At 70.5% G+C, this 12,842-nt stretch carries 8 protein-coding genes; 4 read left to right on the forward strand and 4 right to left on the reverse strand.

Going from position 1 to position 12,842, the window contains the following annotated elements:
- Positions 1-213: 213 nt before the first annotated feature.
- Positions 214-2,523, reverse strand: coding sequence for a serine hydrolase (locus ACFY6S_RS15795; RefSeq protein ID WP_388816522.1), 2,310 nt, complete (start codon positions 2,521-2,523; stop codon positions 214-216).
- 381 nt (positions 2,524-2,904) lie between these two features.
- On the opposite strand from ACFY6S_RS15795, the gene ACFY6S_RS15800 reads away from it, so the two are divergent.
- The 4 genes from ACFY6S_RS15800 to ACFY6S_RS15815 all read left to right on the forward strand — a co-directional run bounded on the left by ACFY6S_RS15800 (position 2,905) and on the right by ACFY6S_RS15815 (position 7,473).
- Positions 2,905-3,651, forward strand: coding sequence for a GPP34 family phosphoprotein (locus ACFY6S_RS15800; protein ID WP_388816525.1), 747 nt, complete (start codon positions 2,905-2,907; stop codon positions 3,649-3,651).
- Between the two features lie 528 nt (positions 3,652-4,179).
- Entirely contained in the window at positions 4,180-5,037 is an 858-nt protein-coding gene (locus tag ACFY6S_RS15805) for a helix-turn-helix domain-containing protein (RefSeq protein ID WP_388816528.1), read from the forward strand.
- A 329-nt stretch (positions 5,038-5,366) separates the two neighbouring features.
- Positions 5,367-5,576 carry a DUF397 domain-containing protein gene (locus tag ACFY6S_RS15810; RefSeq protein WP_388816531.1) on the forward strand — a complete coding sequence of 70 codons (210 nt, stop codon included), beginning with the start codon at positions 5,367-5,369 and terminating at the stop codon, positions 5,574-5,576.
- A gap of 280 nt (positions 5,577-5,856) precedes the next feature.
- Entirely contained in the window at positions 5,857-7,473 is a 1,617-nt protein-coding gene (locus ACFY6S_RS15815; protein WP_388816534.1) for a sodium:solute symporter family protein, read from the forward strand.
- Between the two features lie 74 nt (positions 7,474-7,547).
- Here ACFY6S_RS15815 and ACFY6S_RS15820 read toward each other — a convergent pair whose 3' ends face one another.
- From ACFY6S_RS15820 to ACFY6S_RS15830, 3 genes are all read right to left on the reverse strand, one after another.
- A complete protein-coding gene (locus tag ACFY6S_RS15820) occupies positions 7,548-8,663 on the reverse strand; it encodes an ADP-ribosylglycohydrolase family protein (protein ID WP_388816537.1) in 1,116 nt (371 codons plus the stop codon).
- 218 nt (positions 8,664-8,881) lie between these two features.
- Positions 8,882-10,126, reverse strand: coding sequence for a DUF418 domain-containing protein (locus ACFY6S_RS15825; RefSeq protein ID WP_388816539.1), 1,245 nt, complete (start codon positions 10,124-10,126; stop codon positions 8,882-8,884).
- Between the two features lie 126 nt (positions 10,127-10,252).
- A complete protein-coding gene (locus tag ACFY6S_RS15830) occupies positions 10,253-12,841 on the reverse strand; it encodes a bifunctional FO biosynthesis protein CofGH (RefSeq protein WP_388816542.1) in 2,589 nt (862 codons plus the stop codon).
- Between the last annotated feature and the right edge of the window lies 1 nt (position 12,842).

A 12,842-nucleotide genomic window follows, 5' to 3' on the forward strand; every position in this document is an offset into this window, starting at 1 on the left:
TGCCCCGGCGTCGCCCGGGCGGCGACGGGCAGATGTCCGTTTCGCGACGCTAGCACGCGTGGCACGTATGAGCGGCTCGAATTCGCATGGTATTCGAACGACTCCATGGAGTGATTTCGGTCGTGGGGACTCCCGTAAAACGCGTGTGTGCCCGCCGGAAGCACCGGCGGGCACACACGCGTGAGGCTGCCTGTCAGCCCGGACGCGTCACCGTCAGCCCAGACGCGTCAGCTTCGCGCCGAGACCCGGCTCCGCCAGCGCGGACTGGAGCGCCACCGGGACGGACACCCCGCCGGCGCTCACCTTGCCCACCACGGTTCCCGCCTCGGCGGAGTGCGGAACGGACTCGCGCCCCTCGTCCAGGGCGACCGTCACCTTGAGACCGCCCCAGCCGACCGCCTTGAGGTCCTTGGTGGCGACCACCGCGGAATGCGTACCGAGCCCGTCGTCGACGTATCCGACGACATCGCCCTTCTTGACGACGGTGGACGAGTGGATTCCGGCCTGTGCCGCCTGTATCACCTTCAGGCTCTCCTGCTTGGCGAGCGTGAGCTTCCCGTCGAGGGTGTCGGCCTTCTGTATGCCCATCACTATGCCGAGAACGCGATGCGTCTTACCGTCGATGACCGTATTCGCTGACCAGAGGAGATTCCCGCCGGCCGGGGACGAGGAACCGGTCTTGATTCCGCCCACTCCGGGCTCCAGCAGAATCGTGTTGTTGTTGTAGATCGTCTTGTCGATCCCCGGGATATCGGCCTGCGGCATGTTGACGATGTCCCGGAAGATATCGTTCCGCATGACCGCCCTGGCCAGTTTGATCTGGTCCACGGGGGTGGAGACGGTGGCCGAGTCGAGGCCGCTCGGGTCCGTGTACGTCGTGTTCTCCATGCCGAGTTCCTCGGCGGCGGCATTCATCTTCTCGACGAACGCCTTCTCCGACCCGGCGTCCCAGCGAGCGAGCAGCCGTGCCGCGTTGTTTCCCGAGGGGATCATCAGGAGTTGCAGCATCTGCTTCTCCGTGTACTTCTGCCCCTCCTTGATGGGCGCGGTCGACTCGTCGGGCCGGTCGGCCTCCTCGCCCGCCTTCTTGTCGACCTCGATCGCGGGGCCGGTCTGCTCGCCCTTGATCGGGTGTTCCTTGAGGATCACGTACGCGGTCATCGTCTTGGCGACGCTCGCGATCGGCGCGGGCTTCTGGGCGCCGTAGGTGCCGATCGGGCCGACGCCGTCGACCACGGCGGCGCCCTGCCCCTCACCGGGCCACGGCAGCGACAGCTCGTCCCCGTCGAAGGTGTGGCTGGAGGCGGCGGAGAGCACCAACTCGGGCGCCGGAAGCGGCCGTACGGCCTGCACCACTCCGATCACGACCAGGACGAGCAGGACCAGCGGCGTCCAGATCTTGATCCGCCGGACGGCCGTGCGGACCGGGGTCTCGGGGGTGTTCGTCAGCTCGGCCAGCAGGTCGAGCGGCGGCATCGGCGGCATGGGCTGCTGCCGGGTGCGCTCGGCCTCGGGGATCGGGCCCGCCTCCGAGGGCGGTGTCGGTACGGGGGACACGGGGCCGGACGGGGCCGGCTTCGCGGCGGCGTCCTGGCCGCCGTCCCTGCGCAGGGGGACGAAGGTGCTGGTCCGCTCCGCCGGGTCCTCGGCCTTGCCGGCCCCGCCGGTCTCGGCTTTACCGGCCCCGGCCTTACCGGTGCCGGGGCCGGTACCGGTACCGGCCCCGCCGGTCTCGGCGCTCTTGCCGAACCTGACGCCGCCGGTCTTGGCGCCGCCGGTCCTGCCGTTGCCCGTCTTGCCGGCTCCGGCCTTGCTGTCCTCCGACTTGCTGTCCTCCGACTCGCTGTCGGACGGCCTGCTGTCCGACGTATTGCCGTCCGTCGACCTGCCGTCCGCCGACTTGCCGCCCTTGCCGCCCTTCCCCGCCCCGAGGTTCGACGGGATCTTCAGCGCGGTGGTGGGCTGGTCGACAGCGGGCCTCGGGAGGGCCCTGAAGACCGCGGTGGCCTGGTCGGGCGTATCGGCGCCCGGCTTGCCCCCGTCGGCGCCCTGAGACCCGTCGCCGCCCTTGGAGGCACCCTTGCCGGAGTCTCCTGAGTCTCCCGAGGCCGCCTCGCGGGCCTTCGGGGTCCCGGAGGCGCCGGTGGCGGGCTTCGCCCAGGACGGGGACGACGGCGAAGTCTTGGCGTCCTTCGGGGCGTTGGTGTCCTTGGGGTCCTTGGTGTCCTTCGGGGCGTTGGGGCCCTTTGCGTCCTTCGGGGCTGCGCCGCCCTTCGCGTCCCCGGTGCCCTTCCCGCCCTTCGCGTCGTTCTTCGCGTCGTTCTTCGCGTCGTCCTCGGCAGTGCCCTCGGCGGTGTCCTCGCGCCGGGTGTCCCCGCCGTTCTCCGCACTCTTCGCGGGCTCCGCTATCGGGCCGGCCTCCGGCTCCGCGGTGTCCTCGGCGCGCTCGCCGGGCTCGGCGGATTCGGCGGATTCCGCCGCCGTCCCCTCCGTACGATTTGCGGTCGCGACCTTTGTCGACACCGCGGAACCGGCGCCGGAACCGAAGCCGGAAAGGGAGCCCGAGCCCGAACCGGATTCGGCCTTCTCGGCCGTTCCGGCCCTCTCCGCCCCCGAATCGCGGAAGACTGAGAGCCGGGGATCGCGTTCTCCCGGGGTCGTCTCCCCCGACGACTTCCGCTGATCCGACTTACCGGGGGACTCGCCCGCCACCGTGTCTCCTTCATGTGTCATCCGACGTACCGCACTGTCCGAAGCATCTATCAGTGTCCCGCTCTGGGACCTCGGCCCACGTGCTAGACGAGAACGACATACATAACGGTTCCCGCACAAAGCACCCAGGCACCCTCGACAGACCATTGTGAGAGGGGTCACCCTGTCACTCATCCACGCGGGGAGGCATGGATGGGCAGGAGCCGCAGAACAATTCCGGAGGAGCTTCTGTTGCTCGCTCTGGACCCGGCCACGGGTACCACAGCGCAGCCGCAGTCGCTCGACCTCGGCCTGGCCGGAGCACAGCTAGTGGAGCTGGCTCTGGCAGGACGGATAGCCCCTGATGGGGATCGTATCGCCGTGGTGATGCCACGGCCGACCGGAGATCCGACTCTGGACTCCGCGCTGGAACTGCTGCGCAGACGCGGCAGTCCGGTCCGGGCCGTCCATTGGATCGGCGGGCCCCGACTGGGGCTGCGCCAGACTTACCTCTCGCATCTGGAGCGGTGCGGCATGGTGCATGCCGTGGCGGGCCAGATGTGCGGAGTGCTGCCGACGACTCGCTACCAGGCGACCGAGACGGCGATCAGCCGGGAAATCAGGTCCCGGCTGGACAACGCGATCCGCACCGGCGTCCCGCCGGACCCGCGGACCGCGGCGCTCGCCGCGCTGGCCCACGCGGTCGGACTCGGCAAGCATCTGTACCCCGGGAACGAGGGGCGCTCATCGCGCTCCCGGCTCCGGGACCTGATCAGGCACGACCCGATGGGCGGCCTCGTGGCGCACGCCGTGATGGACGTCCAGAACGGCGCGGGCGCACAGCAACGCCGTAACAACCCCGTCCAGAGCGCCCCGGGCGCTCCGGGCGGCGCCAGGCCACCGGGAGGCGTGCCGATGCAGCCGCAGCGCGGCGGCATGGACCGCGTGGCGGCGCACTGAACGACCGGGTGCCGCCGCACTCACCGCGCGACCCGCGCGCGGCGGCGTCCGCGTCACCGCACGAACGCACAACCGTTTCGCAGCCTGATCGCACCACCGAACGACCGCAGCACCGCGTTCCGCCGCACCCGCAGTCCCCAGACCCGGTCCGGGAGCCGCACCAGACGCGCGGGGCGGCCCGGACACCCGTCCGGCCGCCCCGCGCGTCGCGTGTGGGGCCCGGAGCCCTCCCAGGGCCGTCCGGAGAGCCCTCCCAGGGCCCTCCAGAGGCCGGGAAGGCCCACACCGGCCCGGCCGCGCGAGGATGCGGAACGGAGGCGGACACGAAGGCGGGCACGAAGGCCGGCACGGGGACCGGCGCGAACCCCGCGCGAGGACCGGCGCCCGGGCGCGGGAAGCGGCGTGCGACGAACGGCACAGACCGGCGCATTCACCTCTGTGGTCATTTCCCAGCGCAGTTGGGACCTTTGGTGGCAGTCTGCTGAGCAGTAGATACGTACAGCCATGCAGCCGGAGGTGCAGTTTCCCGTGGCGTCCAACGTCAATCCCACCGTCAGGCGACGCCGATTGGGCCAGGAGTTGCGGCGGCTTCGCGAACTCAAAGGCATGACGGCCGAAGAAGTGGCGGAGCGTCTGCTGGTCTCCCAGTCGAAGATCAGCCGGCTGGAGAACGGCCGCCGTTCCATCAGCCAGCGTGACGTGCGCGACCTCTGCGGGGTGTACGAGGTCGAGGACACCCGCATCGTCGACTCGCTCATGCAAATGGCCAAGGACTCGCGCCAGCAGGGCTGGTGGCACGCCTTCGGCGACATCCCGTACAGCGTCTACATCGGTCTGGAGACGGACGCGGCATCGCTGCGCGTGTACGAGCCCCAGGTCGTCCCGGGGCTGCTCCAGACCCGGTCGTACGCGGAGGCGCTGATCAACGGAGCGCTGCCGGAGTCGGCGGTTCCGGACGTCGAGAAGCGCGTCGGGGTGCGGCTGCGCCGCCAGGACCGCGTCAACACGCCGGACAATCCGCTCCGGCTCTGGGCCGTGGTGGACGAGGCGACGCTGCGCCGGGTGGTCGGCAACAAGCAGCTGATGCGCGAGCAGTTGGAGCACCTCGTCGAGCAGTCGCAGCTGCCGCACGTGACCGTGCAGGTCCTGCCCTTCGACATGGGCGCGCATCCGGGTATCACCGGGCACTACGCGATCCTCGAATTCCCGGACGCCGCCGACTCCAGCGTGGTCTACATCGAGGGCGTGACGAGCGATCTCTATCTGGAGAAGGCGAATGACGTTCAGCGGTACAGCGTGATGTACGAACATCTGCGCGCCCAGGCACTGAATGCCGATCAGACGCGTGCCTTCATCGAGGAAATCATCAAGGAGTACGCTCGCTGAGATCGCGCGGATGTCCGCACCCGAGGCGGTGCTTACCAGTGCTGACGGGTGCCGACCGGTGTCGGCCGGGAATGATCGGTGCCGACCGGGACCGACTGCGGCCGGCGGGATGACCCCTCACCCCTTCGACCGGAATGCCGAATTCATCCCTCTTCGCCCTGAACGGCGGAGGCAATGTACACCTCAACACCTGCCCGCGGAAGGCTCTGCCGGGACAAGCCATCAGTACGAGTGAACGACCGCCCCGCCCATCGAGTGAGGCGAGTAGCGTCGATCATGCCAGCGAGAAGTTGGCGCTATTTCACCTCACTTGCTGAACCGGAGCGAACATGGCAATTCTTCAGGGCGCTACGGACACGTGGACGAAGTCCTCGTATTCCGGCGGAAACGGCGCGTGCGTAGAGGTCAGGTCCCCCATCGTCCAAGCCATCGCCGTGCGGGACTCGAAGGTCCCCGAAGGGCCGTCGATCTCCTTCGTCCCCACCTCGTGGAACGCGTTCGTGCAGGAAATGGGCAAGGGCGCCCACGGACTCGACTGAGGCCGCGCCTCCGCTCACCCGCATCGCAGAAGAGCCCTCTCGACCGGTCCGCCGTCCTGGCCGAGGGGGCTCGGCCATGCCCGCGAGCATGACTCGCGCGCCACCCCCGGACAAGCCCCCGGAGCGCCAAGAGCAGGCAAAAGCGGTTCGGCTTTGTGACTCTCGTTCAGGTCCATGACCGGCCATGATGGTCCGCACCCTTGACCCACCGCTGAACCAGGCGATAGATGGAGCACGGACGAAGTGCCCATGTTCATAAGGCGGAACCCCAGGAGGGGATATGAACAGCCTGGACTGGACCGTGCTCATCGCGTACTTCGGTGTGATGATCGCGATCGGCCTGTGGTCGCACAAACGCGTGGACAATGTCAGCGACTTCTTCACCGCGGGCGGCCGGATGCCCTGGTGGCTGTCGGGCATCTCGCACCACATGTCCGGCTACAGCGCGGTGATGTTCACCGGATACGCGGGCATCGCCTATCTCTACGGAATTACCTCGTTCGTCACCTGGTCCCTTCCCATCGCGATCGGAATCGGGATCGGCGCGAAACTCTTCGCGCCCCGGCTCAACCGGCTGCGCTCCAGACTGCACGTCGCGTCGCCGCTCGAATATCTCAAGAACCGCTACGACCTGAAAACCCAGCAGGCCCTCGCCTGGTCGGGGCTGTTACTGAAGATCGTCGATGTCGGCGCCAAATGGGCCGCCATCGCCACGCTGCTCTCCATCTTCACCGGGATCTCCCTCAATCAGGGCATCCTCATCACCGGCGTGATCACCGGCATCTACTGCACGGTGGGCGGGCTGTGGGCCGACGCCCTCACCGAACTCGGCCAGTTCGTCATCCAGCTCTTCGCCGGCGTCGCGATGCTCGTCGCCGCCCTGGGCAAGCTCGGCGGCTTCAGCGCGCTGTGGACGGTCTGGGACAGGCTCCCGGACGGCCACGCGGAGCCGACGGCCGGCCCGTACACCGTCACGTTCCTGCTGGCGTTCCTCTTCATCAAGACCTTCGAGTACAACGGCGGCATGTGGAACCAGGCGCAGCGCTACATGGCGACCTCCAGCGCCCGCGAGGCCACCCGCTCCGCCCGGCTCTCGGCGGTCCTCTGGCTCGTCTGGCCGCTGGTGCTGTTCTTCCCGATGTGGTGCGCGCCGCTGCTGGTGAAGGCCCAGAAGCCGGACGCGTCGGACTCGTACGCGCTGATGACCGAACAGCTGCTGCCGCACGGGCTGCTGGGCCTGGTCATCGTCGGCTTCTTCTCCCACACGATGGCGATGTGCTCCTCGGACGCCAACGCCATCTCCGCCGTCTTCACCCGGGACATCGCGCCCACCCTGTCCCGGGCGGCCCGCGGCTGGTCGGCGCGGGCGGGGCTGCTGGCGGCACGGCTGTCGACCATCGCGTTCCTCGCGCTGTCCATGGCGATCGCGACCCAGGTCAACTCGCCCGCGTTCAAGGACATCATCACGGTGGTGATCAAGTGGGTGGCCGGGCTGATGGGACCGATCGCGATCCCGTTCATGCTGGGCCTGCTCAAGACGTTCCGCAGGTCGGGGCCGACCGCCGCGCTCATCAGCTGGGCGCTGGGGCTGCTGGCCTTCTGGCTGGTCAACTATCCGATCAACTGGAGTGTGGACGGCGGGGTGCCGCTCCAGTACCAGGTCTCGGTCCCGCTCGCGGTGTCGCTGGTGCTGTACGTCGTGATCGGCTTCCTCAAACCGGAGGACACCCCGGAGCGCGATGTGCTGCTGGCGCGGATCAACGGGCAGGGCGACGGGGAAGGTGACGGGAACGGTACGGGCCCGGCGGCGGACGCAGCGCGGGTGCCCGCGCCGGCGGAGCCGGGGGACGGTACGAAGGCCCGCGAGGCGGGCGAGCGCCGGGACCCGGGCGCCTGACGGCGTACTCGCGCCACCCGCGCGCGGCGGGGGGCCGTCGGCTCGTACGGACAGCTGTACGGGAGCGACGGGCCTCAGCCGCGCGGATAGCGCGTCAGCCAGCCCGACACCGTGTCCTCCGGGCCGTGCAGGGCGCGCCCCTGGGTCATCTCCATCGCGAAGTCGTCGGCGATCTCCAGAATCGTGGACCGGCCCTCCAGCTCCGCCACCCAGGCGGGCGGCAGGGCCGTCTCACCGTGCAGGACCCCGAGCAGCGCCCCGCACAGGGTGCCGGTGGCGGCGGAGGGGCCGTCGTGGTTGACGGCGAGGCGCAGCCCGTGGCGTACGTCCTCGGCGACCAGCGCGCAGTAGACGGCGACCGCGAGCGCGGACTCCGCGGTGCGCCCCTCCCCCAGCGACGCGATCGTCTCCGGCCCCGGAACGCCCTGCCGCACGACGGCCAGCGCCTGCTGGAGCGCCTCGGTGACGGGCTGGTGTCCGGGTTGCGGCGCGATCAGGGCGAGGGCGCGCCGTACCCCGGTCTCCAGCGTCTCGCCGCGCGCCAGCGCGTGCACGATCACGGCGAAGGCGCCGGGCCCGAGGTACGCGCCCGGCGAGCCGTGCGTCTGCACCGCGCACTCCAGGGCCAGCTGGCCCACCAACTGCGGCTCCCAGCCGACCAGCAGCCCGAACGGCGCGGACCGCACGAGCGCGCCGGGGTCCCGCGCGATGGGGTTCTTCGGCCGGTCGAGCGAGCCCATGACGTCGTTGCCGAGGCCGGTGAGGGTGGAGATCGTCGGGTCCCGGCGCGCGTACAGCCACTCCTCCCGCGCCAGCCAGCCGGTGTCCTTGCGGCGCAGATCGGGCCCCCAGTGGCGCTGGGTGGCGGCCCAGCGGACATGGGCGCGCCAGACGTCGGTGGGCGGATGCCAGGCGCCGGTGTCCCGGCGGATCTGCGCGCGTATCAGCCCGTCCACGGTGAACAGCGTGAGCTGCGTGGCGGCGGTGACACCGCCCCTGCGTCCGTAGGCGGGGACGAGGTCCACCACGCCGTCGGCGCCGTACGCGGCCCGCATCTCGTCGAGCGTGAGCGTGGAGACCCCGGCGCCGAGCGCGTCGCCCACGGCGCCGCCGAGCAGACAGCCGCGCACCCGGCTACGGAAGTCCTGCTGCTCGACGCGTCCCCAGACGGCACCGGACGGTGTGCTCACGCGTCCCTCCCTCACCCTGTGCCCCGCAGCGGCTGCGCAGCACTGTAATCGAAGGGGAACAGGGCGTTGAGCATGCTCCCGGGCGGCCCGGGGAATCACGGATCCGGTATGGGGGCCCGTCGTCCGGGAGGTCGCTTTTGGGGCGCCGGCGGGGAGTGCAAAGGTTGGGTGATGGTGGGGTGGCGGGGGCGTCACGCCGGCGCCGGCCCCCGCCGCCGTCACATCGGCGTGGGCCGGGCGGCGGTGTCGTCCCGTACGCGCAGCGCGGGCCGCTCCAGGTACGTGGCGGCCCGCAGCAGCCACTCGACCGGACCCATCCGGAACCGCCGCAGCCACCAGGCGCTCCAGGCCAGTTGTACGCCGTAGATCGCCAGCGCGATGCCGATGACCCCGGCGTACGGCACCCGGCCGACGAGGCCGAGTCCGATGCCCGTGAAGATCAGCACGCACAGCAGCGACTGACTCAGGTAGTTGGTGAGCGCCATCCGTCCGGGCCGCGCGAGCACCCCGGCCAGCCGCGCACCGCGCCCGGTGCGGAAGACGCGCAGGAGGGTGGCGACGTACGCGGCGGTGAGGAAGGGCGCGGTGAGGATGTGCGCGGCCCCGGCGAACAGGTTGTCGTCCCCGCCGAAGGTGAGGAACGCCGAGCCCGCCAGCCCCACCGGGAATCCGACGAGCTGTATCAGCTTCAGCCGCTGTTCGTACGGCGCCGTGTCGGCGAGCACCCGCCGCTTGCCGGCGGCCAGTCCGACCAGGAACGCGGAGAACGCCAGCGGCCCTTGGTAGAAGAGCGTCAGCGGCACGGTGGCCCCCAGTTCCGACACCCGGTCGCCGATCACCGACGCCACGCCGCCTCGCATCGCCTCGGTGGTGGCCCGCCCTTCGGCGAGGGACGCGGCGTGTTCCGAGGCGGTGGCGGAGGCGGAGGCACCGTCGACCAGCGCCAGGAGGGCGGCGAGCACCAGAAGCACCAGCGCGATCGATCCGGTGACGATCCCCGCCACCCACAGCGCCCGGCGCGGCGCGATCCCCCGCATCAGGAACAGCACCAGGCCGAGCACGGCGTACGTGACGAGGATGTCGCCGTAGTACAGCAGGACGGCGTTGACCACACCGATCAGGAACAGCGCGCCGACCCGCCGCAGGAACCGGGGCCGGAAGTCGGCGCCGCGCGCGGCGGCGGAGTCGGTCTGGAGCGTGAAGCTGTAGCCGAAGAGGAACGAGAACAGCAGATAGAACTTCGACTCGAAGAAGAACCGGATGACGCCCTCGGCCAGTGCGTCGTGCCAGGCGCCCCGCGCCGGGTCGGGCACCAGGGCCAGGGTGTAACCGCTGGCGAAGAACGGGATGTTGACCATCAGAATGCCCAACAGCGCGACGCCACGTAGCGCGTCGACATCCATCAGGCGCCCGGACACGGGTGCGGGGCGCCGCACGGGCCCGCTCTGCGCTGGTGTTGTCATACGTACGACCCTATGAAAGCGCTCTGGGCCCCGGAAATCGACGAACGTATCGCCCGGGGCAAGGGTCACTCCCGAGGGGTAAGTCCGAAGCCGAGCACGGGACGTCGGACTTACCCCGCCGCGCCCTCACCCCTCGTTGCTCAGTACCGGCAGCAGCTCCGGGAGGTGCCCGTCCGAGGCTTCCGCCGCGCGCACCCGCTCCTCCGGGACCTCGCCGTACAGCGTCGTGCGCGGCTTCGCCGGGCGGCCGGCCGCGTCGGCGATGGCGATGAGGTCCTTGACCGAGCGGTACGAGCCGTAACCGGAGCCGGCCATCCGGGAGATGGTCTCCTCCATCAGCGTGCCGCCCAGGTCGTTCGCGCCGGAGCGGAGCATCTCGGCGGCGCCCTCGGTGCCCAGCTTGACCCAGCTGGTCTGGATGTTGGGGATGTGCGGGTGGAGGAGGAGCCGGGCCATGGCCATCACCGCGCGGTTGTCGCGGTCGGTCGGGCCGGGGCGGGCGATGCCGGCGAGGTAGACGGGGGCGTTGGTGTGGATGAAGGGGAGCGTGACGAACTCGGTGAATCCGCCCGTCTCCTGCTGGATGCGGGAGAGCGTACGGAAGTGGCCGAGCCAGTGGCGGGGCTGGTCGACATGGCCGTACATCATCGTGGAGCTGGAGCGGATGCCCAGCTCGTGGGCCGTCTTGACGACCTCGATCCAGGTCGCCGTGGGCAGCTTGCCCTTGGTGAGGATCCAGCGGACCTCGTCGTCCAGGATCTCCGCCGCCGTGCCGGGGATCGAGTCGAGTCCGGCCTCCTTGGCGGCCGTCAGCCACTCGCGGATGGACAGCCCCGTGCGCGAGGCGCCATTGACGACCTCCATCGGGGAGAAGGCGTGCACATGCATGCCGGGGACGCGCTCCTTCACCGCGCGCGCGATGTCGAAGTACGCCGTACCGGGCAGGTCCGGGTGGATGCCGCCCTGCATGCAGACCTCGGTGGCGCCGACCTCCCACGCCTGCTCCGCGCGGTCCGCGACCTGGCTGAGGGAGAGGGTGTACGCGTCGGCGTCCGTACGGCGCTGGGCGAAGGCGCAGAAGCGGCAGCCGGTGTAGCAGACGTTGGTGAAGTTGATGTTGCGCGTGACGATGTACGTGACGTCGTCGCCGACCATGTCACGGCGCAGCTCGTCGGCGATCCGGGTCAGCGCGTCGAGCGCCGGGCCTTCGGCGTGGAGCAGGGCCAGGGCCTGGTCGTCGGTGAGCTTCGTCGGGTCGTCGGCGGCCTGGCCGAGGGCCTGCCGTACGTCCGTGTCGATGCGCTGCGGCACCATGCCGGGGGCGGCGGCCTCGCGCAGCGCCTCCCAGTCGCCGTAGACCACGTCGAAGTCGTCGCGCCGGTCGCCGGTGCGGCCCTCGGTGTCGATCGTGCGGTGCAGATCCGTGCGGCCGGTGGCGGTGAAGCCCTCGTCGGGCTCCTGCCAGGGCAGTCCGGAGGGGTTGACGCCCTCGCGGGCGAGTCCGGTCGCCGGATCGGCCAGCGCCCGGACGTGCGGCAGCAGCCTCGGGTCGAGCCAGGGCTCGCCGCGCTGGATGAACTCCGGGTAGATGGTGAGCCGTTCGCGCAGCGCGAAGCCGGACTCGGCGGTCTTCGCCGCCAGTTCGTCGATGTGCGGCCAGGGGCGCTCGGGGTTGACGTGGTCGGGGGTCAGCGGCGAGACGCCGCCCCAGTCGTCGATGCCCGCGCCGATGAGCAGCGCGTACTCGGCGTCCACCAGATTCGGCGGCGCCTGGACGCGGGCGGAGGGGCCGAGGACGTGCCGGGTGACGGCGATGGCGGCGGCCAGCTCCTCCAGCTCCGCGTCCGGCATGCCGCGCATCGCGGTGTCCGGCTTGGCGCGGAAGTTCTGGACGATGACCTCCTGGACGCCGTGGTACGCCCGCTGCACCCGCCGCAGCTCGAAGAGGGCGTCGGCGCGCTCCTCGTAGGACTCCCCGATACCGATCAGCACCCCCGTGGTGAAGGGGACGTTGGAGCGGCCCGCGTCCTCCAGCACCCGCAGCCGGACGGCGGGTTCCTTGTCGGGCGAGCCGTGGTGCGGGCCGCCGGGCTCGGACCACAGGCGGGTGGCGGTGGTCTCCAGCATCATGCCCATGCTCGGCGCGACCGGCTTGAGCCGCTGGAGGTCGGTCCACGACATCACACCCGGGTTGAGATGGGGCAGCAGCCCGGTCTCCTCCAGGACCCGGATCGCCATGGCCCGGACATAGGCCAGCGTGTCGTCGTACCCCTCCGCCTCCAGCCACTCCCTGGCCTCGGGCCACCGGTCCTCCGGCCGGTCGCCGAGGGTGAACAGCGCTTCCTTGCAGCCCATCTCCGCGCCGCGGCGGGCGATCTCCAGCACCTCGTCGGGCGAGAGGAACATCGAGTGCCCGGCCCGCCGCAGCTTGCCCGGCACGGTGACGAACGTGCAGTAGTGGCACTTGTCCCGGCACAGCCGGGTCAGCGGGATGAAGACCTTGCGGGAGTACGTGATGATCCCCGGCCGGCCCGCCGCCGCCAGCCCCGCGTCCCGGACGCGGGCGGCGGAAGCGGCGAGGTCGCCGAGATCGTCGCCGCGTGCCTGAAGGAGTACGGCGGCCTCGGTGACATCGAGGGCGACACCGTCACGGGCGCGCTTGAGAGCGCGGCGCATGGAGTTGGCGGTCGGCCGTCCGGGCTGCTGATTCGTCATG

It is taken from the genome of Streptomyces sp. NPDC012835, assembly GCF_042900885.1.
Lineage (GTDB): Bacteria > Actinomycetota > Actinomycetes > Streptomycetales > Streptomycetaceae > Streptomyces.